General features: G+C 45.7%; 26 protein-coding genes and 1 riboswitch. Of the genes, 14 read left to right on the top strand and 12 right to left on the bottom strand.

The genetic code is table 11. The annotated features are described in order from the left end of the window. Positions 1-72 precede the first annotated feature (72 nt). Positions 73-309 (bottom strand): hypothetical protein, encoded by a 237-nt coding sequence (locus V7K25_RS21740; RefSeq protein ID WP_335160530.1) that lies wholly within the window; start codon positions 307-309, stop codon positions 73-75. 517 nt (positions 310-826) lie between these two features. On the opposite strand from V7K25_RS21740, the gene lepA reads away from it, so the two are divergent. The 3 genes from lepA to V7K25_RS21725 all read left to right on the top strand — a co-directional run bounded on the left by lepA (position 827) and on the right by V7K25_RS21725 (position 5,892). Continuing rightward, entirely contained in the window at positions 827-2,638 is a 1,812-nt protein-coding gene (lepA, locus tag V7K25_RS21735) for a translation elongation factor 4 (protein ID WP_335160529.1), read from the top strand. Between the two features lie 661 nt (positions 2,639-3,299). Next, a complete protein-coding gene (locus V7K25_RS21730; protein WP_335160528.1) occupies positions 3,300-4,487 on the top strand; it encodes a glycosyltransferase family 4 protein in 1,188 nt (395 codons plus the stop codon). Between the two features lie 346 nt (positions 4,488-4,833). Continuing rightward, the gene (locus V7K25_RS21725) at positions 4,834-5,892 is read left to right on the top strand and encodes a cyanophycinase (protein WP_335160527.1); all 1,059 of its coding nucleotides are present in this window, start codon (positions 4,834-4,836) and stop codon (positions 5,890-5,892) included. Positions 5,893-6,050: 158 nt separating this feature from the next. Here V7K25_RS21725 and V7K25_RS21720 read toward each other — a convergent pair whose 3' ends face one another. Next, positions 6,051-6,809 (bottom strand): SDR family oxidoreductase, encoded by a 759-nt coding sequence (locus tag V7K25_RS21720; protein ID WP_335160526.1) that lies wholly within the window; start codon positions 6,807-6,809, stop codon positions 6,051-6,053. Positions 6,810-7,204: 395 nt separating this feature from the next. On the opposite strand from V7K25_RS21720, the gene V7K25_RS21715 reads away from it, so the two are divergent. Further along, entirely contained in the window at positions 7,205-8,161 is a 957-nt protein-coding gene (locus V7K25_RS21715; protein ID WP_335160525.1) for an aldo/keto reductase, read from the top strand. Here V7K25_RS21715 and V7K25_RS21710 read toward each other — a convergent pair. The 3 genes from V7K25_RS21710 to bcp form a co-directional block, all read right to left on the bottom strand. Then, positions 8,109-9,317: a cysteine desulfurase family protein gene (locus tag V7K25_RS21710; protein ID WP_335160524.1), complete on the bottom strand. Its 1,209-nt coding sequence runs from the start codon at positions 9,315-9,317 to the stop codon at positions 8,109-8,111. The genes V7K25_RS21715 and V7K25_RS21710 overlap by 53 nt on opposite strands. Positions 9,318-9,322: 5 nt before the next feature. Further along, complete coding sequence (locus tag V7K25_RS21705) at positions 9,323-9,949, bottom strand: restriction endonuclease subunit R (RefSeq protein WP_335160523.1); 627 nt, start codon at positions 9,947-9,949, stop codon at positions 9,323-9,325. A 168-nt stretch (positions 9,950-10,117) separates the two neighbouring features. Beyond that, on the bottom strand, positions 10,118-10,597 hold the full coding sequence (bcp, locus tag V7K25_RS21700; RefSeq protein ID WP_335160522.1) for a thioredoxin-dependent thiol peroxidase: 480 nt from the start codon (positions 10,595-10,597) through the stop codon (positions 10,118-10,120). Positions 10,598-11,491: 894 nt separating this feature from the next. Between bcp and V7K25_RS21695 the strand changes: the two genes are divergently transcribed. The 5 genes from V7K25_RS21695 to V7K25_RS21675 all read left to right on the top strand — a co-directional run bounded on the left by V7K25_RS21695 (position 11,492) and on the right by V7K25_RS21675 (position 16,248). Further along, complete coding sequence (locus V7K25_RS21695; RefSeq protein ID WP_335160521.1) at positions 11,492-12,388, top strand: FAD-binding domain-containing protein; 897 nt, start codon at positions 11,492-11,494, stop codon at positions 12,386-12,388. A 41-nt stretch (positions 12,389-12,429) separates the two neighbouring features. Then, the gene (locus V7K25_RS21690) at positions 12,430-12,891 is read left to right on the top strand and encodes a hypothetical protein (protein WP_335160520.1); all 462 of its coding nucleotides are present in this window, start codon (positions 12,430-12,432) and stop codon (positions 12,889-12,891) included. A gap of 136 nt (positions 12,892-13,027) precedes the next feature. Then, a riboswitch (adenosylcobalamin-variant (AdoCbl-variant) riboswitch) is annotated at positions 13,028-13,117 on the top strand. Next, on the top strand, positions 13,118-14,686 hold the full coding sequence (gene cobG, locus V7K25_RS21685; RefSeq protein ID WP_442948104.1) for a precorrin-3B synthase: 1,569 nt from the start codon (positions 13,118-13,120) through the stop codon (positions 14,684-14,686). It begins immediately after the preceding riboswitch. 228 nt (positions 14,687-14,914) lie between these two features. After that, positions 14,915-15,541: a precorrin-8X methylmutase gene (locus V7K25_RS21680; protein WP_335160518.1), complete on the top strand. Its 627-nt coding sequence runs from the start codon at positions 14,915-14,917 to the stop codon at positions 15,539-15,541. Positions 15,542-15,543: 2 nt separating this feature from the next. Next, a complete protein-coding gene (locus V7K25_RS21675) occupies positions 15,544-16,248 on the top strand; it encodes a precorrin-2 C(20)-methyltransferase (RefSeq protein WP_335160517.1) in 705 nt (234 codons plus the stop codon). A gap of 148 nt (positions 16,249-16,396) precedes the next feature. On the opposite strand, the gene V7K25_RS21670 is transcribed toward V7K25_RS21675, so the two are convergent. The 7 genes from V7K25_RS21670 to V7K25_RS21640 form a co-directional block, all read right to left on the bottom strand. After that, positions 16,397-17,404, bottom strand: coding sequence for an aldo/keto reductase (locus V7K25_RS21670; protein ID WP_335160516.1), 1,008 nt, complete (start codon positions 17,402-17,404; stop codon positions 16,397-16,399). A 186-nt stretch (positions 17,405-17,590) separates the two neighbouring features. Further along, the gene (locus tag V7K25_RS21665; RefSeq protein WP_335160515.1) at positions 17,591-18,427 is read right to left on the bottom strand and encodes an SDR family NAD(P)-dependent oxidoreductase; all 837 of its coding nucleotides are present in this window, start codon (positions 18,425-18,427) and stop codon (positions 17,591-17,593) included. 65 nt (positions 18,428-18,492) lie between these two features. Further along, positions 18,493-19,272, bottom strand: coding sequence for a carboxymuconolactone decarboxylase family protein (locus tag V7K25_RS21660; RefSeq protein WP_335160514.1), 780 nt, complete (start codon positions 19,270-19,272; stop codon positions 18,493-18,495). A gap of 46 nt (positions 19,273-19,318) precedes the next feature. Beyond that, positions 19,319-20,302, bottom strand: coding sequence for an aldo/keto reductase (locus V7K25_RS21655; RefSeq protein WP_335160513.1), 984 nt, complete (start codon positions 20,300-20,302; stop codon positions 19,319-19,321). Positions 20,303-20,329: 27 nt separating this feature from the next. After that, a complete protein-coding gene (locus V7K25_RS21650; RefSeq protein WP_335160512.1) occupies positions 20,330-21,388 on the bottom strand; it encodes an NAD(P)-dependent alcohol dehydrogenase in 1,059 nt (352 codons plus the stop codon). Positions 21,389-21,692: 304 nt separating this feature from the next. Then, the gene (locus V7K25_RS21645; protein ID WP_335160511.1) at positions 21,693-22,469 is read right to left on the bottom strand and encodes an SDR family oxidoreductase; all 777 of its coding nucleotides are present in this window, start codon (positions 22,467-22,469) and stop codon (positions 21,693-21,695) included. A 57-nt stretch (positions 22,470-22,526) separates the two neighbouring features. After that, on the bottom strand, positions 22,527-23,045 hold the full coding sequence (locus V7K25_RS21640; protein ID WP_335160510.1) for a (R)-mandelonitrile lyase: 519 nt from the start codon (positions 23,043-23,045) through the stop codon (positions 22,527-22,529). Between the two features lie 181 nt (positions 23,046-23,226). Between V7K25_RS21640 and V7K25_RS21635 the strand changes: the two genes are divergently transcribed. The 5 genes from V7K25_RS21635 to V7K25_RS21615 all read left to right on the top strand — a co-directional run bounded on the left by V7K25_RS21635 (position 23,227) and on the right by V7K25_RS21615 (position 26,538). Beyond that, positions 23,227-24,207: an AraC family transcriptional regulator gene (locus V7K25_RS21635; RefSeq protein WP_335160509.1), complete on the top strand. Its 981-nt coding sequence runs from the start codon at positions 23,227-23,229 to the stop codon at positions 24,205-24,207. 99 nt (positions 24,208-24,306) lie between these two features. Further along, positions 24,307-24,633, top strand: a complete 327-nt coding sequence (locus tag V7K25_RS21630; protein WP_335160508.1) for an ArsR/SmtB family transcription factor — start codon at positions 24,307-24,309, stop codon at positions 24,631-24,633. A gap of 189 nt (positions 24,634-24,822) precedes the next feature. Then, the gene (gene arsB, locus V7K25_RS21625) at positions 24,823-25,887 is read left to right on the top strand and encodes an ACR3 family arsenite efflux transporter (RefSeq protein WP_335160507.1); all 1,065 of its coding nucleotides are present in this window, start codon (positions 24,823-24,825) and stop codon (positions 25,885-25,887) included. Positions 25,888-25,918: 31 nt separating this feature from the next. Continuing rightward, positions 25,919-26,332: an arsenate reductase, glutathione/glutaredoxin type gene (arsC, locus tag V7K25_RS21620; protein ID WP_335160506.1), complete on the top strand. Its 414-nt coding sequence runs from the start codon at positions 25,919-25,921 to the stop codon at positions 26,330-26,332. 50 nt (positions 26,333-26,382) lie between these two features. Then, positions 26,383-26,538, top strand: coding sequence for a hypothetical protein (locus tag V7K25_RS21615; RefSeq protein WP_335160505.1), 156 nt, complete (start codon positions 26,383-26,385; stop codon positions 26,536-26,538). The last annotated feature ends 190 nt before the right edge of the window (positions 26,539-26,728 follow it).

Raw genomic sequence — 26,728 nt, 5'->3', positions numbered from 1 at the left:
ATTTTTTGGTGATCTGAAACCCAGATTGGCAAACTTCACTTTTTAACTTGCATTGACAGCTGATTAATCGCGTCAATCATTCCATTCACCCCGAGGAGGAACGGGTTTACGCACAGGGGTACGCGTCAGTTCGTCATCTCTAAGGATTTCACCCCGCAACCACTGACGAATAGCCACCTCAATCACTTTACTTGGGTCATTAGTGAGATGCTGAATTTGCTCTAGTAGCTCGGAGTCCAAGCGGACAGCAATTTCTACCTTATCGGTTGGTATATTTTCCGCTTCGGTAGTTTTCTCTTGCATATTCATAGATTTGATATACTCTGAATTGGTTTTGTCTAAAGCTTTGTAAAGTAGTTATATTCATAATTTGGGCTAATTCACTGAAAATCTTCATCGGGACATTTACATAGTTCCCTGAAATAGCACCAAAGTAACAGCTTTAAGTTTTAAGTCGCATTTTTCATATAACTGACTAGACAATGGCTTTAGAAGTTTTGCCGATAAATCAGTGATGATGGGTAATTACGGGTGTTAATTCTCCATGATCCTTACATGATCCCTACATGTACTTATTTACATTTATTGTACGCTCCTAGCTGTTGAATACTAGCAGCGACAAATAGACTTTCATAATATTCTTAAAAGTCCACCTATTTAGATCAAAATTTAAAGATGGGGTGAAGAGGGGCAGGGGGCAGGGGAAGAATAATAACTCCTAACTCCTAACTCCCCATTTAAAGCAGCGTCTTGGCTAAGAAAGCATTAAAATACATTAAGTAAATTGCTCTTTTAACTTTGGTTGCTGCTAAGGCAAAGATAGTATATGACTGACGTTCCCGCAGTTCGCATTCGCAATTTTTGTATTATTGCTCACATCGACCACGGGAAATCAACCCTCGCCGATCGCTTGCTGCAAGCTACTGGCACTGTTGAAGACCGACAGATGAAGGAACAGTTCCTTGACAATATGGATTTGGAACGGGAGCGCGGCATTACAATTAAGCTGCAAGCTGCCCGGATGAACTACACAGCTAAGGATGGTCAGCAGTATGTGCTGAACTTAATTGATACTCCTGGACATGTGGATTTCTCTTATGAAGTCTCTCGCTCTCTTGTTGCTTGTGAAGGAGCGCTATTGGTGGTAGATGCGTCCCAAGGTGTGGAGGCGCAAACTTTGGCAAACGTATATTTAGCGTTAGAGAATAACCTGGAAATTATCCCGGTTTTGAATAAAATCGATTTGCCTGGGGCTGAACCAGAACGAGTAATTGGCGAAATTGAAGAAATTATCGGTCTAGATTGCAGTGGTGCGATTCTTGCTTCTGCTAAAGAAGGAATTGGTATTGATGAGATTTTAGAAGCAGTTGTGGAGCGGATACCGCCACCGCCCAATACCATAAATGAACGCTTAAGGGCGTTAATATTTGATAGCTATTACGACAGTTACCGGGGAGTAATTGTGTATTTCCGGGTGATGGATGGCACAGTGAAAAAAGGCGATCGCATCCATTTAATGGCATCCGGTAAAGAATTTGAAATTGATGAGTTAGGCGTTCTTTCTCCCACTCAAAAGCAAGTTGATGAACTCCACGCTGGGGAAGTAGGCTATTTGGGAGCGGCAATTAGAGCTGTAGCTGATGCACGGGTAGGAGACACAATTACTCTGAGTAAGGCGAAAGCAGAGTCACCCTTACCAGGTTATGCAGAAGCGAACCCAATGGTTTTTTGCGGGATGTTCCCCATTGATGCTGACCAATTTGAAGATTTGCGGGAAGCTTTAGAAAAACTCGAACTCAACGACGCAGCGCTGCATTACGAACCAGAAACTTCGAGCGCGATGGGGTTTGGCTTCCGTTGCGGGTTTTTGGGCTTGCTGCACATGGAAATTGTTCAGGAACGTTTAGAGCGGGAGTATAACTTAGATTTAATCATTACAGCCCCCTCGGTGGTTTATAAGGTGATTACCCTCAAAGGTGAGGAACTCTACATTGATAATCCTAGTCGCTTACCTTCTCCCAACGATCGCGAAAGAATTGAAGAACCCTACGTCCAAGTAGAGATGATTACCCCGGAAACTTATGTTGGCAGCTTGATGGAGTTGTCACAAAACCGCCGTGGTATCTTCAAAGATATGAAATATCTCACCCAAGGACGAACCACACTTACGTATGAGCTACCCTTGGCGGAAGTTGTGACTGACTTTTTCGATCAAATGAAGTCGCGATCGCGCGGTTACGCCAGTATGGAATATCACATTATCGGCTACCGTGAAAATCCTCTGGTAAAGCTGGATATCATGATTAACGGCGATCCTGTGGATTCCTTGGCGATGATTGTGCATCGGGATAAAGCTTACAACGTCGGGCGAGCAATGGCGGAAAAACTCAAGGAACTAATTCCCCGCCATCAATTTAAAGTGCCAATTCAGGCATCTATTGGCAGTAAAGTTATTGCCAGCGAACACATCCCCGCTTTGCGAAAAGATGTGTTAGCTAAGTGCTACGGTGGTGACATCAGCCGGAAAAAGAAATTATTACAGAAGCAAGCAAAAGGTAAAAAGCGGATGAAATCTGTGGGTACTGTGGATGTACCGCAAGAAGCCTTTATGGCAGTACTACGCTTGGATCAAAACTGATTTAAGAGTGCTTAATGCTTGCGGTGACATCTCAAAGACCGAATTTATTCGGTCTTTCGCTTATTTGACACTCCCCCGTTTATAAAACGGAGGATTCTTGGGTCAAAAGGGAGCTACTGCTTAACCCCTCGCCAAGCATCTTGACCGTATGCCCTACGGCTGCAAGTCCACGCTGCATCACTACAAAAAATCTGGCACTGCGTTTCTATCCCGCCTCGGAATAAATTCCGAGTCTCATAGCTAAAGTCCACTAAGCGTGGACTGAATTAATTATTTAGTCCACTTGAGTGGACTTGGGCTATGAGCCGCTGAACTTCAGTTCTGGGCGGGATTGCCTGTCTGTGTGACAGTTTCACTCTGACAAAAATGTGGGTAGAGAATTTTTCGACTTGTGTGTACACTGTAGCTTCCTTTAAGGAGAGAGACAATTTTCTTCCTCCCTCTGCTCCCCCTGCTCCCCCTGCCTACACAGCGATTGATTACTTTTTAATTGAAAGTCCCTATCCCTAGCCCACAGTTGATAACCTTTGATAAGCTTTAACAAAATAACTGTTAAAAAATCTCAAAATTTTAGTAAACATACTCACTATATTTGCCACCCTTGTATTTTTAGGTAAATGTAATTTTTTAGATATTTGTAAAGCGTCGGGGAATCTAGCAGATGAAGATACTGGTACTGAGTTGGGAGTTTCCACCAAGGATTATTGGGGGAATTGCGCGGCATGTAGCGGAATTATACCCGGAACTGGTAAAGCTAGGGCATGAAGTCCACTTAATTACAGCAGAGTTTGGTCATGCGTCGATGTATGAAGTGGTTGAGGGAATAAAGGTGCATCGAGTGCCAGTGGCACATAGTAACGACTTTTTCCACTGGGTAGTCAATCTCAACTTAAGTATGGGAGATCATGGTGGTAAGTTGATTTTAGAGGAAGGGCCTTTTGATTTAATTCATGCCCATGATTGGTTGGTAGGAGATGCTGCGATCGCACTCAAGCATAGTTTCAAAATACCACTAATTGCCACAATTCACGCTACGGAATACGGACGCTATAACGGTATTCACACAGATATTCAAGGTTATATAAATGGCAAAGAAACCTTGCTGGCTTACAACGCTTGGCGGATTATTGTTTGTAGCGACTATATGCGCCAAGAAGTAGAACGAGCGCTACACAGTCCTTGGGAGAAAATCGATGTCATTTATAACGGTATCCGAGCCGAAAAAAAACAGCATAACGTAGATTTTCATGCTCTGAATTTTCGCCGCCAATTCGCCACAGACAACGAGCAAATCGTTTATTACCTCGGTCGCATGACTTACGAAAAGGGTGTATCTGTATTGCTCAATGCCGCACCTAAGATCCTTTCGCAAATGGGAGGTAACGTTAAATTTGTAATTGTTGGTGGCGGCAATACTGACCATCTCAAGCGCCAAGCCTGGGATTTGGGAATTTGGCATCATTGTTATTTTACAGGTTTTCTCTCCGATCAATACTTAGATAGATTCCAAACTGTCGCTGACTGTGCGGTATTTCCTAGTCTTTACGAACCTTTTGGGATTGTGGCTTTAGAAAGCTTTGCTTCTCGTGTTCCGGTAGTAGTTTCTAATACAGGTGGTTTACCAGAAGTAGTGCAACATACCAAAACAGGCATTGTGACTTGGGTGAACAATCCCGATTCTTTAGCTTGGGGAATTTTAGAGGTTTTGAAAAATCCCGGATATCGGCAATGGATGGTGGATAACGCTTATGAGGATTTAAAGCGACGGTTTAGCTGGCCAAAATTAGCCAAGCAAACTGAAGAAGTATATCAGCGAGTTGTACAAGAGCGATCGCAAATTGCCTGGTAAGCATAGAAGAACCCCGACTTCTTGAAGAAGTCGGGGATCTAAAATTTATAAGTAATGTGGGGATTTTCCCAGAGTAGAGCAGAGAATAAATGATTACTCCGCGTTATTTTGAGTTAACAAACAGTACAAGCCCTGTACGCTGGAAATTCTACCCTCTCTAGTGCCAGAGTTAAGCTAGTACGCGTTTAAGTTGCAGATTTTTTCGTTAAAACTGTCATTTGTCATTGATTATTCATAAAAGACAACTGATAAATGACTAATGACAAAGGACGATTTTCACGGAGAAATAAGCAATTAAAGTGCGTAACAGCCTAGCAATAATTGCAGTTTGCTCCAGAAGCTTAATATGACAAAGGCATTCCCAAGCATAGCAAGGCGCTTGAAAAATATAGGAATCAAGTTGTTGAAGATGGGAACCTTCCTAATAACCCGTTTTATTGCAAGCTGGAAACGCTACTTCCTGGGTGACACTGTTGATGTCCGCCCCTCCCCTTCCCCCTCTCCCTCTTTCGACAATGCTAGACCTTCCTTAGCGGGCCCAGTCATTACTTTAGGTGGGGGTGGCCCCGATGTGGATGATGCAATCCAGTGGATGATCAACCAAGTTAGGGGAGGTAGTAACTCCGGCACTAGAGTTAATGTTGTAGTTCTCCGCACCAATGGTAATCACGATTACAATCGGCTAATTTATGCCATGAAAGGCGTAAACTTTGTGGAAACTCTTCTGATTCGCAATAGAGAAGAAGCAAATAAAGCTGAGATTTATGAAAAAGTCAGAAATGCTGATGTGATTTTCTTTGCTGGCGGCGACCAATGTCAATACATCCGCAACTGGAAAGATACCAAGCTTGAGGCTGCCGTTAAGTCAGTTTACCTTAAGGGAGGTGGTATTGGTGGCACCAGTGCGGGTGCAATGATCCAAAGTGATTGTGTCTATGATGCTTGTGCTTCTTCTGAAAAAGGCATTGAAACTAGAGATGCACTAGATGATCCCTACCGAGACATTACTTTTACTTACAACTTTTTCAATTGGAGTAATTTGAAGGGAACCATCGTAGATACGCACTTCGACAGGCGGCAAAGAATGGGTCGAATTATGGCTTTCATTGCCCGTCAAATTAAAGACGGTGTAGCTAGCAGTATTTTAGGCATAGCGGTTAGTGAAAGTACATCAGTTCTTGTGGATAAAAACGGTTTGGTGAAAGTTATGGGTAGGGGTGACGCTTACTTTGTACTTGGCAATCATATACCGGAAGTATGTGAACCCCGAACGCCTTTGACCTTTTCCAATTACAAAATTTGGAAAGTTCGCAGTGGCGATACCTTTAATTTGAGAAACAGACCAACTTCTGGGTATTATCTCAGGAGTGTTAAGAGGGGACGGATTGATTCAAATCCATATTAAATGGGGAATGGGGAGTGGGAAAAAGAGGACAAGCAGACAAGCTGGATGAACGGAGATAAAAGGTGGATTCATCCAGTTCAAAGCCTCATTAACGGAGTTCAAAGCCCCATTAACGGAGTTCAAAGCCTCATACGCTATTCCCCCTGCCCCCCTACTTTCTACCAGGGAACCACGCCATCCTCATCAAAAAAGCCTCCGCTAGAACCATCATTAGGTAGAGTGGCAAGTCTCACTGCTGCGATCGCTCCCTGCTCAACAGTACGGTATCCTTGGTATTGATTAATGTCAGTTGCTGTGAAACCTGGGTCAGCAGCATTAATTTTAATTGGGGTATCTTTAAGTTCAGCAGCCAACAGAACTGTGAGCGCATTTACTGCTGTCTTTGATGAGTTATATGCAAGAGGCTTAGAATCAGCGAACTCATAATTTGGATCGGAGTTCTGAGTCAGAGAACCTAAACCACTTGATATATTAACTATTCGCCCTGCTGTTGACTTCTTCAAAAGTGGCAACAGGGCTTTTGTAACTGCAAACACTCCAAATACATTCGTTTCATAAGTGTGTCGCAGTGTTTCAATATCAACTTGACTGGGTGGAAGGCGTAGTTTACCGCCGTAGGCATCGCCATCGCTTACTATCCCAGCATTGTTTACAAGGATATCAAGTTTTCCGAATTCGCTCTCGATTTGTTTAGCCGCAGAATCGATTGTTTTTTGCTCGGTGACATCAAGTTGAACTGATCGGGCATCGATCTCATTTAAACGAAGTTTATTCGCCGCTTCTTCACCACGTTTTATATCTCTTGCACCAACAAGAACAATAGCGCCTCTAGAACCTAGTTGGCGTGCGATTTCATACCCAATACCTTTGTTTGCACCAGTGATTAGCGCAACTTTACCTTTTAAATCTTCTGACATATTACTTCTCTATTTTGATAAACACTGACAATTGTTCTATCTTCGAGCAAGTCTAGTACACTGTGCCGGAAGACAAGGGAATTGAGCCACTTGTTAATTGATAGGACTTACGCAAAATTATGAAAAAACTAACCGCATAGACGCAAAGGACACGAAGAAGAGTTTGAGAGAGTTTTTGCGTAAGTCCTAATTGAGATAGTAGCTGGATTTACGCCGTGCTGTACTAATGTATAAGTAGTCTGTATCAACACAACATTCAGGATTTAGTAATCCTACATAAGTAGTGATTTACTCTTGTGTTTTCTCGAGTAGTCATTCACACTTCAGATAGCGGTTGAGAAAATATTTGCAACCTAAACTAGCAATTGACTCAAAAATTCTTGGAGATAATAGATATGCAAACCAAACAGCTCGGTAATTCGGAGCTTCACATTACCCCAATCGGCTTTGGAGCCTGGGCGATCGGTGGAGGTGGATGGGCTTTTGGTTGGGGAGCGCAGGATGATCAAGAATCGATTGAAGCGATCAATCGCGCTCTGGATCTGGGCGTTAATTGGATTGACACCGCAGCTATCTATGGTCTGGGACATTCGGAGGAAGTTGTTGCTAAGGCACTCAAGGGTCGATCTAATCGCCCTTACATTTTCACTAAATGTTCAATGATCTGGGATGAAAAGGGCGAAATTGGTCGCAGTCTGAAAGCGGATTCTGTGCGGCGGGAAGTTGAAGCCAGCTTGCGCCGACTCGATATTGAAACCATTGATCTCTACCAAATCCACTGGCCTAACCCAGAGTCAGAAATTGAAGAAGGCTGGACGACTCTCTCCAAGCTCAAGGATGAGGGCAAGGTTCGCTATATCGGGGTTTCAAACTTCAATGTAGAACAGTTGAAACGTATCCAAAAGATTGCCCCAGTTACCTCATTGCAACCGCCTTATTCACTGGTTAAGCGCGATGTCGAAAACGAGATTCTGCCTTTTTGTCAGGAAAACAACATAGGTGTGATTGTTTATTCACCGATGCAATCTGGCTTGCTTACAGGAAAGATGACATCTGAGCGGGTTGCGAATTTACCAGATAATGATTGGCGCAGGAATAGCAGTGAATTTCAGGAGCCACGTTTATCTCGTAACTTGAAGTTGGTGGAGGTGTTACAGGATATTGGTAAGCAACACGATCGCTCCCCCGGTGAGGTAGCGATCGCTTGGACTTTAAACAATCCGGCGGTGACAGCTGCGATCGTTGGCGCACGCAATCCCAAGCAGGTGGAAGGAATTATCGCTGCTGGGGAATTTCGCCTCAATCAGCAGGAGCTAGATCAGATTGGCGCTTTCCTTGGCGAGAATCCATAAAAGAGGTTTTGCGTAAACTTTGAATGGTAGCGATCGCATGTTTTGCCACAATATCGATTTCCTCTTGGGTATTAAACCGTCCAATCCCAAACCGCACTGAGGCATAAGCTAGCTGTTGAGAGTTTCCCAGTGCTGTCAGAACATGGGAAGGTACTGTACTTGCCGATGAGCAAGCAGAACCAGAAGAAATCGCCATTACTGGCTGCAATCCTAGCAAAAGTGCGGCTCCATCCACCCCCTCAACGCTGATATTCAAGTTTCCCGCCAATCGCTGTTGAGGGTGTCCGTTGACATGAATTCCTTCAAGTTGGGAAAGCTGTGACCACAAGCTTTGCCTTAACTGGGTGAGGCGTTGGTTTTCTGTTGCTTGTTCAGCCAAAGCGATTTCTACAGCTTTCCCAAAGCCAACTATTTGCGGTGTATACAATGTCCCAGAACGCATCCCTCGTTCATGTCCGCCGCCGTGCTGCTGGGGAGCTAGTTGCACTCTAGGGTTACGCCTGCGGACGTACAGCGCCCCAATTCCCTTTGGGCCATATACTTTGTGTGCTGTCAGCGACATCAAGTCAATTTTCATCGCTTGCACATCTAAGGGAATTTTACCAATAGCTTGGGCTGCATCGGTGTGGAAAATGATGTTTTGTTCATGGCACATTTCCCCAATTTCTGCCAAAGGCTGCAACACACCAATTTCGTTATTTGCAGCCATTATCGATACTAAAATCGTCTCAGGACGGACAGCTTTTTTTAACTCAGTTAAATCAATTAATCCATTTTGTTGGACGGGCAGAATAGTAATTTCAAAACCGAGACTTTTTAAATAATTACAAGGATCAATAACTGCATTATGTTCAGTGGCAACAGTAATAATATGCTGACCTTTTTTAAAATAAGCTTCAGCAACACCTTTAATAGCTAAATTATTCCCTTCTGTTGCACCACTGGTAAAAACAATTTCTTCAGGAGTAGCGTTAATTGCTCCTGCTAAAATCTCTCGCGTTTGCTTAACAGCAGCTTCTGTTTCCCAACCGTAAACATGACCGATACTAGATGGGTTACCAAATTTTTCTGTGAAGTAGGGGAGCATTGCTGCTAATACCCGTTCATCTACGGCTGTAGTAGCGTGGCAATCAAGGTATATAGGACGAATAGACATAATTATTAACTCAAACTTTGACTCAAATTTTTTAATACACTTAAAACTTGATACAACTCATTTTTTCTTTTCAACAGCGTAAATTCATCAGACAACGCATACTTTGGTATATTTTGTTTAGTCAGTTTTACAAAAATGAAATGACTACCATTTGTTACTAATCCAAAAGTAGGTTTGTCTTGATTAGGATTAGTCAGCATATAAACAAGTGCTTGAGGTACGGCTTCTAAAAGAGAAAAGCTAGACCTTTTAGATTCAATTACTAACAACCAGAATTGTTCTTGAATAACTAAAACATCAATTCTACCTCTAATGATTTCTCCTTCATCTTCCGCAGAAATTTCTATTGATTCCTCACCTCTTATATAAAAAGGCTCATCATAAAATCCAGCTAAATTGAGTAAAGGAGATAAAACTACTAATTTCACCGTTTCTTCTGACAAAGGAAGACGTTTGACTAAACGGAGAAAATGAAGTTTTACTCTGTCTAAATCTTGCTTTTCTAAATCTGTAATTTCTGGTAAAGTATCGAACCACTCTGTAAAGAAATCTTCACTTTCAGTTTGTTGAAGACCAAATCTTGCTTCTAAATCAGCATGGCTGACATTATGAGCTTGGATGACTTGAACCATATTAGTTTTAACTGGCGAGAAGTTTAATTTCTTACTTCAATATAGAGATACTCTAACCTTGAATTAGAATCCATACGAACTCCCTAGACGATGTGAACTCAATTCTATGAATTCAAATACTTAATCGCAAGGTTATAGCAAAAAAAACACCCAGCAGCAACTACTCTTTCATATAGCTGCTAATTCCCGTAATTTAGTTAAAACTGCCAGAGCATGACCTTTGGTTTTCACATTCGGCCAAGCATAGACAATAATTTTATCAGGTGAAATTAAGAAAGTTGAGCGAGCAACACCCATATATTCTTTACCCATAAATTTTTTTAAGCGCCAAGCGCCGTAGGCTTCTGCCAAAATATGTTCTGGGTCACTCAAGAGGGTGATTGACAAGTTATGTTTGCTGATAAATTTACAATGGGACTTACCCAAATCGGGACTAACGCCTAAGATTTTCGCTCCCAGTGCGCTGAAGTCTTGATACAACTCGGTGAAATCTTTCGCTTCGGTGGTACAACCGGGTGTGTCATCTTTGGGGTAGAAGTAGAGGACAATCCACTGACTGCTGAGATTGTCGAGAGTGACTGAATTGCCATTTTGGTCAGGGGTGGAGAAATCTGGCGCTGGTTGTCCGACTTGGGGAATGTTGCTCATGATGGAAGTGTGAGAGATTGCGACCGCTTTAGAATTGTACATAGATTGAGCGATCGCTATTAATCATCACTGTCTAAAATTATTGTTTTATCCCTTTTCCTATTCTTGAGTTAGTTTTGGTAAAAGTTGATACTTATAAAAGTAAATACTCTTTTGAGATAAGTAACTCAGTTGAGTATTTTTGTGAGAGTTTATGCAGCAGAAGCCAGATTACGGATGCAAAACTTTAAATAAATTATTCCAGTTGTAGTTGCGTTGAAACTTATGATTATTTAATTATCAGAAAAGCTCCAGAAATGAGTGTGCATACCAAAGCAAATATAATTGCGTGTTCCACTTTAGTACTAATAATATTTATTGCCAGTGCTATAAAAAATATAAAAACAAAAATTAATACCTTTAAAAGGTTTTCGGATTGCCAATCAATTAAGGAATCATCAAGGGATGTTGCCATTAAATTTATTAATAAGTTCTGAAGTTGTATATTCATTTTCCTCCACTAATTTTTTCAATTTATTTGCTTTTACTAGAGAAAAGCTAGCTTTATCCTTGTTCTCAAGTCTTCTATCGTCAGACATATAAATTAGCCATGATTTTGTCATAATTTTGTCATAATGCTGTCATGCTGAAATGCAATAAGAAAACATTAGCTTTGATACATGGAGTGCTATCTTTCATATTTAAACTTCTCCCATCAGGTTGAGAGCGATCGCTTATGGAATTTCCAAATTAAAAAATATCCAAACATCTCATACAACAATCCTGTCTCTTCTTCATCTCTTTGTGTCCTCTGCGCCTCTGCGGTTCATTTTCTTGGAAATCCCTATATTTATCCGCCATAATAATGACTTAACCTACAAGTATTTTTATTTATTCTCACTCTTCAAAGTTCACATGACTAAAGATATGCAACGCGAATTTACCAACCGTGATGAGTTGGTAGCCTACCTGCGCGAACAATTCCCAGATGCGGCACAACGCGATGACCACATCAGTGAAACCGTGGGGGGACGCAAAGCTGCACAGAAACCATTGCAACAAATCGATGCAGTAAGCTACGCGCAAACACGTAATTTTTTCACAGGTGCGGTGACGCGACTTTCGCCTTACATCCGCTATGGCGTTTTGAGTTTGCGAGAAATTCGAGATTATGTCCTAGAACGGGTACAGCACCAAAACGATGCTACTAAACTAATTAACGAGTTAGGCTGGCGCGACTACTGGCAACGGTTATATGTCAAGTTAGGGGATGGAATCTGGAAAGACCAGGAAGAGTACAAAACTGGTTACACTGTGGCTGAATATGCACCCGAATTGCCGCAAGATATCAGACAAGGAACCACAGGTAGAGTTTGCATCGACAGTTTTAGCCATGAATTGAAAGAAACTGGCTATTTACATAACCACGCCCGGATGTGGCTAGCAGCTTACATTGTCCATTGGCGGCGTAGTCGTTGGCAAGTAGGAGCTAAGTGGTTTCTTGAACACCTTTTAGATGGAGATCCTGCTAGTAATAATATGTCATGGCAGTGGGTTGCCAGCACCTTTAGTCAGAAACCGTATTTTTTCAATCGTGAGAACTTAGAACGCTACACCGAAGGCATTTATTGCCAGAAATGTCCGCTTTACGGCCATTGTGATTTTGAAGGCAGCTATGAAGAATTAGAACAGAGACTTTTTCCTAAAAGGGAATTTAGCAAACAAGCTAATAGCCAAAGTTGGCAGCATGATAAAAAAGGGAAGGGGAGCAGGGGAAGTGGGGGAGGACAAGGGGGACAAGGAAGAGAATAATAACTCTTGACAAATGACCAATGACAAATGACAAATGACAAATGACAAAACCAATTATTTGGGTGCATGGAGATTGCCTCAGTCCATACAACCCCGTACTACAAAAATATCCCGATGCCCCAGCTATCTGGGTTTGGGACGAGGCTTTGATAGAGGAATGGCAACTGAGTCTCAAACGCATCGCTTTTATCTACGAATGCTTGCTGGAGTTACCTGTTGTTATCCGTCGTGGTGATATGGCACAAGAAATTTTAGCTTTTGCTCAAGAACATGAGGCGAATTTAGTTATCACAGCTAACAGTCCGAGTCCCCGATTTGATGATATCTGCAATCAAATGGAGGGTTCTATAGCAGTCCAAGTGCTAGAAGTAGAAACATTTTTTGACTATGATGGCTATATTGACCTCAAGCGGTTCTCCCGCTATTGGAAAGTCGCTCAAAATTATGTTTTTCGTTCAAGTCCCTCCCTCTCCGAGTCGAAGAGGGACGGTTTTACTACGTAAAACCAGGGAGAGGTTTTTTTATTAAACTAATTAGGCGGTTACTATATGAGCCGTCGAACTTACATCTTTGGGCGTGGATAGGTTGATTCAAAATATGAAGCATTAAAGTTTATGACCACGTTCTCGTGCTAAATTACTAAAGCTTGGAGTTGGGAAACTCCGGTGAAATTCCGGGACTGTGCCGCAGCTGTAATGGGATCGCCCAAGTCAGAATGCCAACCTCAAGATGTCCTCAAGACACACTCACTGTATACTCCCTGCGTTGCACGGGGAAGGAGTTCCAAGTTTGCTTTCTGGATTTGCCACTTGTCCTGGCTTGTTTTATGCTACACCCGCCGCCGATGGTATATTATCTCGCATTAGAATACCAGGTGGAATTATTAGTAGTCAGCAGTGCCGTGCGATCGCAGATATAGCAGAACAGCACGGTGGCGGCTATGTAGATGTGACTAATCGAGCTAATCTACAAGTCCGTGAAATCCGCACGGGGATAAATGCTGAGGTTCTGAAACATCTACAGGATATGGGACTAGGTTCTCGTAATCCTGTTATAGACCACATCCGTAATATTATGACTAGCCCTACTGCTGGTATCGACCCGGTAGAATTAATCGACACTCGCCCTTTTGTCCGAGATTGGGATGATTATATTGCTGCACATCCGGCGCTTTCGGGACTGTCGGCAAAATTTAGCGTTTGCTTTGATGGTGGTGGGATAATTCGGGTGTGCGATCGCTTGAATGATATCTTATTTGCTGCTGTCTTAGTTGACGGTAATGTTTACTTCCGCCTCTATCTCAGTGTAGGTGCAAAAGGTCAACCGCCCAGCGATATGGGAATTTTGTTATCACCAGAAAAATGTTTGCCCGTCTTGGCAGCTTTGGCAGAGGTTTATCTAGCTCATACTAATACTACAAGTAAGCGTCGGCTACGTCTTTTAGAGTTATTGAATACTTTAGATTGTGAAAATTATCTCCAGGAAGTTGAACAGCGTCTACCTTTTTCTTTTTTATACAGTGAAGCAAGAAAAGACCTAACCCCCCTAATAGGGAAGGGGCAGGAATTCTCTACTATTTTACAAAGAGGAGGGAAACATAAGCATATTGGCATCCATCTCCAACGTCAGAAAGGCTTATTTTACATTGGTGTAGTCTTACCCCTTGGGCGACTGGAGAGTAGCCAGATGAGGGGTTTAGCAGATTTAGCAACGAAATACGGTAGCGGCACTCTTAGGTTAACTCCTTGGCAAAATTTGCTGATAACAGATATTCCTCAGCAATGGATTGCTGATGTCCAAAGTGAAATTGCTTTCTTAGGATTAGATTCCTTAGCAACCAATATCAAGAGTGCATTAGTTGCCTGTTCTGGAAAAAAGGGTTGCACCGCTTCTGCCACGGACACCAAAAGTCATGCGTTGGCATTGGCAAAGTATCTTGAAACTCGTGTTCCTCTGGATTGTCCAGTTAATATCCACTTTAGCGGCTGCGAAAAATCCTGCGCCCAGCATAGCAAGAGTGATATTACTCTGCTTGGTGTCAGCATTGAGGATGACAACGGAACAGTGGAGGGCTATCACGTTTATGTTGGTGACAGCAATGAGAAATTCGGACGTGAACTATATCAATATGTAACTTTTGCTGAACTACCTGCATTAATAGAGCAGATGCTATGTGTATATAAAATTCAACGCCTAAATTCTGATGAGTCCTTTGGGGAATTTGCTAATCGATATGCAATACATACAGGTAATGAAAAATCGACGAACCACATAGGTGCAGAGAACACGGAGAAATAAGAGTTTGAGAGGTATTTTGCATAAATCATGAATTTAATAAATACTTAGAAATCTGTTTCTCTTCCTCTGTGTTGCGCCAGTTGCTACCCTGCCTTAACGCTAAGAGCGTAGCTTGCTTCCTCGTAGGAGGTACAAGTCGGGGAACCCCCCCAACGCACTGGCTGCTCTCCGTCTCTGCGATTAATTAACAAATCAATCCAAAATCCAAAATCTAAAATCCCAAATCGAATGCCCGACTACATCCGAGATGCCAACGAAATTTACCGCAATTCTTTTGCAATAATCCGGTCAGAAGCAAACCTATCTCTGCTGCCACCAGATGTAGCAAAAGTTGCTGTACGTCTCATTCATGCCTGTGGTATGACGGATATTGTCGCTGACTTGGGATATTCACCAACAGCAGTACAATCTGCTAGGGCAGCACTAGCAGCAGGAGCGCCAATTTTGTGCGATTGCCGGATGGTTGCCGATGGCGTTACCAGGCGGCGGTTGTCTGCAAATAATCAAGTTATCTGTACCCTCAACGAGCCAGAAGTGCCAGAAATTGCCCAGCGTCTAAATACTACAAGGTCGGCGGCAGCTTTAGAATTATGGCGATCGCACCTCGAAGGATCGGTGATCGCAATCGGTAATGCGCCCACAGCACTGTTTAGGCTGTTAGAAATGCTCGATGAAGGAGTGCCGAAACCTGCTGTAATTTTAGGCTTTCCAGTTGGTTTTGTCGGTGCAGCCGAATCGAAAGCCGCATTGGCAGCAGACAGCAGAAATGTACCATTTTTGACCTTACACGGTCGGCGCGGTGGGAGTGCGATCGCAGCCGCAGCAGTTAACGCCCTGGCAATGGAGGAAGAATGAATATGAAAACCAAAGGTCGTCTCTATGGAATTGGTGTCGGCCCAGGCGATCCCGAATTATTGACTTTGAAAGCGCTGCGGTTATTACGTGCGGCTCCTGTGGTAGCCTATCAATCAGCCACAGATAAAGAAAGTATTGCTAGAGCGATCGTGGCGCAGTATCTTCCTGGCAATCAAATTGAGGTGTTATTTCACCTCCCCCGCGCCTTGGAGCCAGAAAAGGCCAAGTCTATTTATGATAAAGAAATTGAACCAATCGCCGACCATTTAGCAGCCGGTCGAGATGTCGTGGTACTATGCGAGGGCGATCCATTTTTCTATGGTTCGTTCATGTACCTATTCACGCGGTTATGTGACCAGTACGAAACAGAAGTTGTCCCCGGAGTTTCTTCGTTGATGGCTTGTCCGGTAGCCTTGGGTGTACCTTTCACCTACTACACCGATATCCTCACAGTCTTACCCGCGCCATTGCCAGCAGAAGAACTGACTACACATCTGCTAATGACCGATGCAGCCGCAATTATGAAGCTAGGTCGTCATTTTACCAAAGTACGAGATATCCTGCATAAATTAGGGCTAGCATCACGGGCAAGATATATTGAGCGGGCATCAACATCACAGCAACGCATCATACCCCTAGATGAAGTTGATCCAGATAAAGTACCCTATTTCTCGATGATTGTGATTCCAACTAAGAATCGACTATAAACCTGTCAAAAGAGGCAAGGGGGCAGGGAGAAAAGCTGAGACGAAGCTTGTACTCCGCCCCAGTTCAAGCTGGACAAAGAAGGACGGGGCAACTCTACGAGAGGCTACGACGATGCGGCAATTGAACCAGAGAACAAATTTTTGCCGCTCAACGACCGGTCATTTGCTCCAACTTTTCAGGGTACCGAGCGCCTTGCACCGTAATCTTGGAGGCGGCATCATCGATGTCACGCAGATCGTCGGGCGTGAGTTCGACTGAGACGGCCCCGATGTTTTCGTCCAAGCGATGCAGTTTCGTGGTGCCTGGAATCGGAACAATCCACGGCTTCTGGGCAAGGAGCCAGGCGATCGCAATTTGAGCAGGTGTAGTCTGCTTCTGTTCTGCGATGCTGCCGAGCAGATTAATCAGGGACTGATTCGCCTTGAGAGCGTCCTTAGTGAAGCGAGGCAGGGTGCTGCGGAAGTCGGAACTGTCGAAGGTTGTGCTTTCGTCCATCTTGCCAGTGAGAAAGCCCTTGCCCAATGGACTGTACGGGACAAAGCCGATTCCGAGTTCCTCAAGGGTCGGTATCACTTCCTTCTCAGGAGTCCTCGTCCACAGTGAGTATTCGCTCTGGAGAGCAGTGACCGGCTGAACGGCGTGGGCGCGACGGATCGTTTGCACTCCTGCTTCCGAGAGTCCAAAATGCTTCACCTTACCTTCCTGAATTAGTTCCTTCACTGCTCCTGCAACGTCTTCGATCGGCACATTCGGGTCAACCCGGTGCTGATAGAGGAGGTCGATTGTCTCGACCTTCAGTCGCTTGAGCGAACCCTCCACGGCTTCCTTAATATGCTCCGGTCGGCTATTCAGCCCGGGTGAACCCTTCATGCCACGGGGATCGGAATTCGGACTGATGTCGAATCCGAATTTGGTGGCAATAACCACTTGCCCACGGAAGGGGGCGAGGGCTTCGCCCACAAGCTCTTCATTCAAGAACGGGCCGTAGACCTCGGCAGTGTCAAAGAATGTAACGCCGCGTTCCACAGCAGCCCGAAGAAGAGAGGTCATCTCCTGGGTGTCTTTGGGCGGGCCATAAGAAAAGCTCATTCCCATACAGCCAAGCCCGATAGTCGAAACTTCTAAATTGCTATTTCCAAGTTTGCGCTTTTGCATTTTTTGAACTCCTGTCTTTGATTTAAAGGTGAATTAAAGGTCGGAACTGTCTTTCTCTACGATCCGGTCTGGTATTGTTCGGCGTTGACTTGTTCCATTTAGTCCACGGTCTTGCCGTCGAGCTGTTCTTGAATGGCGATGTGCATCATGGCCGTGGATTTGATGATCGTGCTTCTTGCGCGATCGCTAGAACGAACCGTCTGTTGATTTCGATAGCTCTTCATGGGCGCGCGTCGCCTGCAACCGTTCCTCGACAGCCGGCGCGATCATGGCAAGGGCATCACTTCCGGCAACGAACAACTTCGGCGGATTCTCCATCCCGGTGATTTTGACCAGAGCATCGCCCAACTTTGCTGGGTCACCCTGCTGCGTGCCGTTGTAGACCGACCAAGTATCCTGAACGTTGCCCTCGGCGGCATAGTCTTCGATGGCGTTGCTAGGCCATCTAACATTCCGGTCATCCAGAAGATCCGTGCGGAAGAAGCCCGGTTCGACGAGCGTGATCTTGATGCCGAACCCCTCGACCTCGGCCGCAACCGACAGTGAGATACCCTCGACCGCAAACTTTGATGCGGCGTAGGCAGCACAGTGCTTAAACCCGACAACGCCAGCAACAGAGCTAATGTTAATGATGTGACCTGACTGCTGCTGACGCATAATCGGCAGCACGGCACGCATGACGTACACTACACCATAGAAGTTCGTCGCAAACTGGCGTTCGATCTCGGCTGTGGTCATCTCTTCAAAATTACCAAGCAGACTGTAGCCCGCATTGTTAACCAAAACGTCGATACGACCGAACTGCTTCACCGCCTCCTCGACAGCTGTTTTCGCCTCTACCTCGTCGGAAACGTCCAACTGGACAAATGCAAGATTCTCGCTTGCAACATCGCGCAAGGCATTACGCACTTTGTCGAGGTTTCGGCCAGTCGCCACTACACGGTCACCGGCTTGCAATGCTGCCTTGGCGGTTCCAGTTCCGATGCCGCTACCAGCGCCTGTGATAAACCAGACTTTGCTCATAATTATTTTCCTTTTAATCAAACTTAATTAAGCCCTGTATTGTTCATTGCTCGTTATCGTCGCCATTACTCCGTCGCCACTTCATTCAGGCATTTCAACGCATTCAGTGTTCGGGGATATCCCACCCAGGGTAATAATTGTGTAATCAGATCCAGCAGGATCTCTTTGCCGTTTCCGACATTCAGGTTGCCTTGAATGTGCCCCTTTATCTGTGATTCAACCCCGCCCAGAGCAATGAGGATAGACAGTGTGATCAGCTCCCTTACTTTGATGTCTAAGCCATTGCGGGTGTAATAATCGCCAAAGCAATTGGCAGACAAAAACCTTTGAATGTGCAGTTGGTCTTTGGGCGATCGCTCATACATTTGATCGATCGTCTCGCCGAACACAGCTTTTTGTATTGCCAGCCCTTTGTCGTAACGTGTTTCCGCGCTGGTGGTCGATTGCCTTTCCAAAGGTAATTGAATGCCCCTGCTGGACATCACTTCATTAGTAGCATGAACGAAGTCAAATGCTTTCGCCATACCCACGTAGGGTACTGACTGATACAGGATCTCCTTGATTTCAATCGGCGTTACTCCGACATTGAGAGCAGCGTCCACCATAACCCTGTATTCGCTTACTGCCTGGCTGCCAATGATAGATGCCAGAATCAGCATCACCCTTGTCTTTGTATCCAGCTTGCTCTCAGCAATTACTTCGTCGAAAGCGAAGTTGTCAAAGACTTCGATCAGTTCAGGGTCGGTTACTTTTAGGGTCGATTTGTGGTTTGGAAACAGTTCTTCATGGTTTTTATGTGCCGCTTCACTTATCCTTACAGATTCCTTCTGCTGTGTATTTGTCATCCGCACCTCCTTATTTGGCTTAAAGTTCTATGGTCGGCGATTCCGTCTATAATCCCGTGCGCTTTTCCAACTCTTCTGGATAGCGATCGCCTTCAACTGGAATTTGCGCCAATGCCTCGTCGATGCTCTTCAACTCGTCCTGCGTCAGTTCGATATCTGCTGCCCCAATATTTTCTTCCAAGCGGCTCAGTTTGGTTGTGCCGGGAATGGGCACAATCCACGGTTTTTGCGCCAGTATCCAGGACAGGGCGATTTGCGCTGCTGTAGCTTTCTTCTGGTTTGCCACCTCTTTCAACAAATCCACCAAGGACTGGTTAGCGTCAAGAGCCTCCGGCTTAAACCGGGGAACAATGCTGCGGAAGTCGGATTTGTCGAATTTTGCGTCCTTGCTGATACTGCCCGTCAGGAAGCCTTTACCCAGAGGGCTAAATGGCACAAAACCGATCCCTAGCTCTTCTAGGGCAGGCAACAGGGCTTCTTCCGGTCGCCGCCACCACAGGGAGTACTCACTCTGAACGGCAGTTAACGGTTGGACTGCGTGCGCCCGGCGCACGGTCTGTACACCCGCTTCTGAAAGCCCCCAATGTTTGATTTTGCCTTCACCGATCAAATCCTTGATGGTTCCAGCTACGTCTTCGATCGGCACTTGGGTATCCACACGGTGCTGATAGTACAAATCGATCGCGTCGGTCTTTAAGCGTTTCAGCGAACCTTCTACGGATTCCCTGATTCCGAATGGCTGACTGTCCTGCACCTGTTTGCCGTCTTTCAATTTGATACCGAACTTCGTGGCAATGACGATGCGATCGCGGTAGGGTTTGAGCGCTTCGCCCACTAATTCTTCATTGGTGAATGGCCCATACATTTCGGCGGTATCAAAGAAGGTGACGCCACGCTCCACTGCGGCTTGGAGCAGGGAGATACTTTCTTGCTTGTCGAGGGTATGGCTGTAAGCATAGTTCAACCCCATGCAGCCCAGCCCAATAGCCGAGACTTCCAGATTACTGTTTCCAAGTTTGCGCTTTTGCATTGTTACTCCTTCGAGGTTACACCTCGGTTATGCAGATTTAAGGGATGCCATATCAATACAGAAGCGGTATTTCACATCGGACTTGAGCAAGCGATCGTAGGCTTCATTGACCTTCTGGATAGGAATGACTTCGACATCGGCGGTGATGTTATGCTTGCCGCAAAAATCGAGCATCTCTTGGGTTTCGGCGATGCCGCCGATCATAGAGCCGGAAAGACTGCGGCGCGCCATGATCAGGCTGAATGCCGAGATATCCAGGGGCTTTGCGGGTGCGCCAACAAGGGTGATATTGCCATCGCGGGTGAGCAGGTTGAGATAGGCGTTGATGTCGTGATCGGCAGAAATGGTGTCGAGGATGAAGTCGAAGCTGCCTGTGTGCTTCTGCATCTCGTCGGCGTTGCGGGAGACGACCACTTCATCGGCACCAAGGCGGAGTGCGTCTTCCTTCTTGTTAGGCGAGGTGGTGAAGACGACGACGTGGGCATCGAACGCACGGGCGAACTTCACGCCCATGTGGCCCAGTCCGCCAAGACCAACCACGCCGACCTTCTTGCCCTTGCTGACGCCCCAGTGGCGCATGGGCGAGTAGGTTGTGATTCCGGCGCAGAGGAGCGGCGCAGATCCAGCGAGATCGAGGTTGGAGGGAACGCGCAGAACGAAGCGTTTATCGACGACGATGCTATCGGAGTAGCCACCGTATGTCACGCCTCCGAGGTGCTTGTCCGGGGAGTTAAAGGTTTGGGTCATGTTCGGGCAGAACTGCTCAAGACCATCCCTGCAATGCGGGCAGGTGGCATCCGAGTCAACCATGCAGCCGACCGCCGCAAGGTCGCCGGGCTTGTACTTCGTAACTGCCGAGCCGACTTTAGTGACACGGCCGACAATCTCATGACCGGGAACAATTGGGTAGACAGTAGACGTGAAGCTGCTCCACTCGTTACGCACCGAATGAAGATCGGAGTGGCAGATGCCGCAGAAGAGGATTTCAATCTGCACGTCGTGTTCGGTTGGATCGCGCCGCTCGATCTTGGTGGAGGTTAGTGGTGATGTTTCACTGACTGCGGAATAAGCTTTGGTGTTGTACATAAATTGATGCTCCAATCTGGAAGATAAGCTGGTTTCTTTATAGTCGGTCTTGAATCTGTCCTGGTAAGCTAAAAATCTTTTAATTTGCATCCTCAAAAAAATGAATCTCTTGTGGGGTGGGCATCTTGCCCGCCCTAGTTGTGCAAATTAAATGCGCGACAGCTTATTGTTCGTCGCTGATCTTTTCCATCCAGTCCACGGGCTTGCCGTCGAGTACCTCCTGAGTGGCGATATGAGTCATCGCCGTTGGCGGTGAAGGTGGCGATGTTGTGCGTTTATGGTTTGATCGTGTTGGCGACGAACATCACTGCACCGTTTGGCCGCCGTCGATGACCATAGCGTGCCCAACGACGAAGGCAGCCGTGTCCGAACACAGCCAGACGACGGCCGAGGCGATCTCTTCGGGCTTGCCCATCCGTCCGATCGGCTCCTCCGCAATCACCTTCGCGCGCCCTTCGGCCGTGCCGCCGGTGAAGCGACCCATCATCGGGGTGTCGATGTAGCCGGGACAGACGGCGTTGACGCGGATGTTCTGCGCGGCGTAGTCGAGGGCTGCTGCCTTGGTCAGTCCGATCACGCCATGTTTCGCGGCAGTGTACGCGGGGCTGCCCTTGATGCCAATGATTCCCGCACCCGATGACGTATTGACGATCGCGCCGCCTCCCTGCTTGAGGATCAGCGGGATCTCGTGCTTCATGCACAGGAAAACACCACGGAGGTTAGTGTCGATGATCCGGTTCCACTCCTCCTCCTCGTACTCCGCGGTCGGAGCCGCCTTCCTCGGCTCAATGCCCGCGTTGTTGAAGGCGAAGTCCAGCCGCCCGAAAGCCTCAACGGTCTTGTCCAGCGCTGCCTTCACGTCCTCAGCCCGCGTCACGTCGCATTTGACGGCGATCGCTCGTCCGCCGAGTTCTTCGATCATGTGTGCCGTTTCTTGATTGCCCTGTTCTGAAATGTCAGCGACCACCACATTAGCACCCTCACTGGCAAACGCCAGCGCCGTAGCTCGACCGATGCCGTTCGCTGCTCCGGTCACAAACGCAACCTTTCCTCTGTAGTTTCCCTTCTCGTTCGTCGTCACTATTTTTCTCCTTCGATTCTTCGCCTAACAAGGTCTTAAAACCACCGGATGTGGTGATTAGCTGGAGTATTGCTCGTCGCTGACCTTTTCCAGCCAGTCCACGGTCTTGCCATCAAGCTGTTCCTGAATGGCGATATGCGTCATAGCCGTGGTTGCCGTGGCACCATGCCAATGCTTCTCACCCGGCGCAAACCAGATCGCGTCCCCCGGTCGAATTTGCTCGATCGCGCCGCCCCAGCGCTGTGCCAGGCCGCAGCCAGCCGTCACGATCAGGGTCTGCCCCAACGGATGGGTGTGCCATGCTGTCCGAGCGCCAGGCTCGAATGTGACACTGGCACCAAGTGTGCGTGCTGGATCGTGCGCCTCGAACAGGGGGTCAATGCGGACAGTGCCGGTAAAATACTCAGCCGATCCTTTGGCGGAAGGCTGTGAGCCACTTCTTTTAATGTCCATTTCCTTAATTCCTTTCACTTGATGCCATTTGGGTGGCTGTCCCAATCGTAGAGATTGAGCATTTATCGCTTCTCTATCAATAGGGATGAATTTTTTAAGAAGCAAGGTTAGCCTTGATGGCATTTTGGTTGTCAGTAGGTGAGTTCCTTACCCAATCAAAACGGAGTTTTCTCTTGAATAAAAATCCAGACGCTTGCAAGAAGCCGAAATCATTTTTCATTGCTTTAGCTTCATCTTAGGCATTTTCAAGGACAAGCAATAAAACGATCGTCTAAGATTGTTGTACAATCCTGCAAACTTAGAAATGAACGCTGCCAAAACGAGTGAAAAGTTCGATATCAATTTAATGAACGACCCGCAGGCAAAGCGCGAGGTAGACAGAGCGCAAGCCAACAGAGACGAACTCAAAGAGCGGATTGCCCAGGCTATTCCTCATGATGGGACGATTGAGCCACTCAAAGGTTTGCACTTCAACCGCTCCTCCTCGCCTTCGGAATGCCTTCATAGTGTCTCTATCCCTGCCTTTTGTGCGATCGCTCAAGGCAACAAAGAAGTTCTTTTGGGTAGCGATCGCTATCAGTACGACCCAATGCATTATCTGCTTGCTACGGTCGAACTGCCAATTATCAGCCAAATTCTGGAAGCATCAAAGGGGCAACCGTACCTTAGCCTTCGCCTCGATCTCGACCCCACCCTTGTTGGCTCAGTGATGGCCGAGGCAGGGTATCCCTCGCGCAGCCGTGCTGATGTGAAAGCGATTGACGTAAGTCCATTGAATGCAAATCTATTGGATGCTGTAGTGCGGCTCGTCAGGCTTCTAGATTCCCCTGCTGAAGCTCATGTTCTCGCACCACTGATTAAGCGGGAAATCATTTACCGACTTCTGATGGGAGAGCAAGGTAATCGGCTCCGTCATATTGCAGTTCTGGGTGGCTACACTTACCACATCGCTAGAGCCGTCGAGCGACTTCGTAAAGACTTTAACGAGCCGATCAAGATTGAAAGCATCGCCCGAGAGATGGGAATGAGTGTTTCTGGCTTTCACCATCACTTCAAGTCTGTCACAGCAATGAGTCCCTTGCAGTTCCAGAAGCAACTGCGGCTCCAGGAAGCTCGCCGTCTGATGCTGGGGGAAAGCCTTGACGCTAGCAGTGCTGCCTACCGTGTGGGTTATGACGATGCCTCGCACTTCAATCGGGAGTACAAGCGGCTCTTTGGTGCGCCACCGATGCGCGATGTGGAGCGGCTGCGAGAAGCTGCTAGGGAGACTGCTAGTTCAATATGATCTCCTCAACAATACCTTAGCCAAAATAAGAGGAAGAACAAAGGTATTGTTAACCCATCATTTACACTTTACCATAAAGAAATACTTCAAGAAAAGTTGATGGTTTCTAATAGCACCTTCACTCCTGATCCGATCGCTGCTGGCTTTCATGCCCTGTCTGACCCTCTACGGATTAAAGTATTAGAACTTCTGCGCTCTCAAGAACTATGCGTATGTGACCTGTGCGACCACCTGGGAACCACTCAGTCTAAACTGTCTTTTCACCTCAAAACCCTAAAAGAAGCGGGTTTAGTTCGCGCTCGTCAAGAAGGGCGCTGGATTTACTACAGCCTCAATCTGCCGCAGTTTGTTGCCCTAGAACAGTATTTAGCAGAATTTCGCCGCTTTAGCCCAATATTGCCTATTCGTCCGCCCTGCGAGATTTAAAAATTCATCAATTTTTTTTGTAATGTTTTGTTTACGTCTAGTTTCCTACAGATTGACAAATCAATTTTTTTTGAAATGATAGAGATATACTCTTGATATAACTCACCGAATTTTAGATTTTCAATTTTGGATTGAATAATCTGAAATTCTTGCTCGAAGCTCCTGCATTCATGTATGGGGTTAATTGTAATGAATAAAAAGACTTTAAAACGCCTCTCCTTTATTGACCGCTTCCTAACCTTGTGGATTTTTTTAGCAATGGCTATCGGCGTTGGTCTGGGTTATTTCTCTCCTGGAGTTGAAGGGTTTATCAACCAGTTCCAAGTAGGAACAACGAATATACCGATCGCCATTGGGTTAATTCTGATGATGTACCCGCCCTTAGCCAAGGTGCGATACGAAGAATTAGGAGATGTATTTCGCAACGGAAAAATTCTTGGTGTGTCACTAATTCAGAATTGGATCATTGGGCCAATTCTGATGTTTGCGTTAGCGGCTACCTTTTTACATAGTTATCCAGAATACATGACGGGATTGATTCTGATTGGATTAGCTCGTTGTATTGCAATGGTAGTTGTGTGGAGTGACTTGGCACGAGGCAATACAGAATATACGGCTGGATTGGTTGCCTTCAACAGTATCTTTCAGGTTATCTTTTATAGCCCTTATGCATGGTTTTTCATCACTGTACTGCCACCACTATTCGGGTTACAAGGCAGTGTTGTTAATGTCAGCATTGCTGAGATTGCTGAAAGTGTGTTTATCTATCTTGGTATTCCCTTTTTAGCTGGATTTTTCACTCGTTATTTCTTAGTAAAAGTGAAAAGTAAGCAGTGGTATCACGAAGAATTTATGCCTAAAATCAGCCCGATCACGCTGATTGCTCTGTTATTTACAATCGTGGTTATGTTCAGCTTGAAAGGGAATTTGATCGTTCAGATACCCTTAGATGTGATAAAAATTGCAATTCCAATGATCATCTACTTCGCGATCATGTTTTTGGTTAGCTTTTACATGGCTTGGCGGATTAAGACAGACTATTCTAGAGCCGCAAGTGTAGCGTTTACAGCCGCCGGAAATAATTTTGAACTTGCGATCGCAACTGCGATCGCTGTATTTGGCATTAATTCGGGTGTTGCCTTTGCTGCTGTCGTCGGGCCTCTGGTGGAAGTACCTGTATTGATTGGTCTTGTTAATGTTGCTTTCTGGTTTGAAAAACGTTATTTTTCGCCATCTGAATCGAGAACATTTTAAATTTAGTCAAATTATTCAAAGGAGTTGAACCATGAAACGTGTGATGTTTGTCTGCAAAAAGAATTCTGCGCGTTCTCAAATGGCGGAAGGCTTTGCTAAAACCCTTGGTAAGGGAAAAATTGAAGTGATTAGCTCTGGGTTAGAAGCAAGTCACGTCAGACTAGAGGCGATCGCAACCATGAAAGAAATTGGTATCGATATTACCGATCAACACTCGAAACCCCTGAGTGATTTCCAAGCGCAAGACTTTGATGTAGTGATTTCTTTGTGTGGCTGTGGCGTGAATTTGCCGCCAGAGTGGGTTATGCGAGAAGTATTTGAAGACTGGCAATTAGACGATCCAGCAGAACAACCAGAAATTTTTCCTAGAGTCCGCGATGAGATTAAAGAACGGGTGACTCAATTGATTGAGTCTGTGAATAAAGAATTTATACTTGCTCGCTAAAGATTGCAACGTCAAATTGTAGTACTGAGATTAGACTAAGGCTCGAATCAATGGAGCAAGAAACAATTCAACCAATTTCAGAGAACCTGTGGTTGATGATTCCAGGGAAACTGCCAGGTGTTCGGAAGCCAATGGCAGAGGAGTTGACAGAGTTACGGGCTACTGGTGTTGGTGCGATCGTCAACTCTTGCGATCGTCAACTCTAATATAGTTCCCCAACACACTGGCTCCCCTTAACAGCGTTTCCTAATCGGATGAGGTACATCATAGTCCCCTTCTCGCTTGCTCTTAGGGAAGACAACAGGGCAAACGCATCTTATTTACTAATAAAAACTAAGGGAGATTCCAAAATGACATCGATAATTGTAAAAGATGATTGAATGATAAATAAAATAA

It is taken from the genome of Nostoc sp. (genome assembly GCF_036919495.1).
Classification (GTDB): domain Bacteria; phylum Cyanobacteriota; class Cyanobacteriia; order Cyanobacteriales; family Nostocaceae; genus Nostoc.
This window is presented reverse-complemented; position numbering and strand designations above follow the sequence as displayed.

Excerpts from the sequence above, each read along its gene's own strand:
- V7K25_RS21740 (WP_335160530.1), bottom strand. The coding sequence starts at position 309 with ATGAATATGCAAGAGAAAACTACCGAAGCGGAAAATATACCAACCGAT.
- lepA (WP_335160529.1), top strand. The coding sequence starts at position 827 with ATGACTGACGTTCCCGCAGTTCGCATTCGCAATTTTTGTATTATTGCT.
- V7K25_RS21730 (WP_335160528.1), top strand. The coding sequence starts at position 3,300 with ATGAAGATACTGGTACTGAGTTGGGAGTTTCCACCAAGGATTATTGGG.
- V7K25_RS21725 (WP_335160527.1), top strand. The coding sequence starts at position 4,834 with ATGACAAAGGCATTCCCAAGCATAGCAAGGCGCTTGAAAAATATAGGA.
- V7K25_RS21720 (WP_335160526.1), bottom strand. The coding sequence starts at position 6,809 with ATGTCAGAAGATTTAAAAGGTAAAGTTGCGCTAATCACTGGTGCAAAC.
- V7K25_RS21715 (WP_335160525.1), top strand. The coding sequence starts at position 7,205 with ATGCAAACCAAACAGCTCGGTAATTCGGAGCTTCACATTACCCCAATC.
- V7K25_RS21710 (WP_335160524.1), bottom strand. The coding sequence starts at position 9,317 with ATGTCTATTCGTCCTATATACCTTGATTGCCACGCTACTACAGCCGTA.
- V7K25_RS21705 (WP_335160523.1), bottom strand. The coding sequence starts at position 9,949 with ATGGTTCAAGTCATCCAAGCTCATAATGTCAGCCATGCTGATTTAGAA.
- bcp (WP_335160522.1), bottom strand. The coding sequence starts at position 10,597 with ATGAGCAACATTCCCCAAGTCGGACAACCAGCGCCAGATTTCTCCACC.
- V7K25_RS21695 (WP_335160521.1), top strand. The coding sequence starts at position 11,492 with ATGACTAAAGATATGCAACGCGAATTTACCAACCGTGATGAGTTGGTA.
- V7K25_RS21690 (WP_335160520.1), top strand. The coding sequence starts at position 12,430 with ATGACAAAACCAATTATTTGGGTGCATGGAGATTGCCTCAGTCCATAC.
- cobG (WP_442948104.1), top strand. The coding sequence starts at position 13,118 with ATGTCCTCAAGACACACTCACTGTATACTCCCTGCGTTGCACGGGGAA.
- V7K25_RS21680 (WP_335160518.1), top strand. The coding sequence starts at position 14,915 with ATGCCCGACTACATCCGAGATGCCAACGAAATTTACCGCAATTCTTTT.
- V7K25_RS21675 (WP_335160517.1), top strand. The coding sequence starts at position 15,544 with ATGAAAACCAAAGGTCGTCTCTATGGAATTGGTGTCGGCCCAGGCGAT.
- V7K25_RS21670 (WP_335160516.1), bottom strand. The coding sequence starts at position 17,404 with ATGCAAAAGCGCAAACTTGGAAATAGCAATTTAGAAGTTTCGACTATC.
- V7K25_RS21665 (WP_335160515.1), bottom strand. The coding sequence starts at position 18,427 with ATGAGCAAAGTCTGGTTTATCACAGGCGCTGGTAGCGGCATCGGAACT.
- V7K25_RS21660 (WP_335160514.1), bottom strand. The coding sequence starts at position 19,272 with ATGACAAATACACAGCAGAAGGAATCTGTAAGGATAAGTGAAGCGGCA.
- V7K25_RS21655 (WP_335160513.1), bottom strand. The coding sequence starts at position 20,302 with ATGCAAAAGCGCAAACTTGGAAACAGTAATCTGGAAGTCTCGGCTATT.
- V7K25_RS21650 (WP_335160512.1), bottom strand. The coding sequence starts at position 21,388 with ATGTACAACACCAAAGCTTATTCCGCAGTCAGTGAAACATCACCACTA.
- V7K25_RS21640 (WP_335160510.1), bottom strand. The coding sequence starts at position 23,045 with ATGCCATCAAGGCTAACCTTGCTTCTTAAAAAATTCATCCCTATTGAT.
- V7K25_RS21635 (WP_335160509.1), top strand. The coding sequence starts at position 23,227 with ATGAACGCTGCCAAAACGAGTGAAAAGTTCGATATCAATTTAATGAAC.
- V7K25_RS21630 (WP_335160508.1), top strand. The coding sequence starts at position 24,307 with ATGGTTTCTAATAGCACCTTCACTCCTGATCCGATCGCTGCTGGCTTT.
- arsB (WP_335160507.1), top strand. The coding sequence starts at position 24,823 with ATGAATAAAAAGACTTTAAAACGCCTCTCCTTTATTGACCGCTTCCTA.
- arsC (WP_335160506.1), top strand. The coding sequence starts at position 25,919 with ATGAAACGTGTGATGTTTGTCTGCAAAAAGAATTCTGCGCGTTCTCAA.
- V7K25_RS21615 (WP_335160505.1), top strand. The coding sequence starts at position 26,383 with ATGGAGCAAGAAACAATTCAACCAATTTCAGAGAACCTGTGGTTGATG.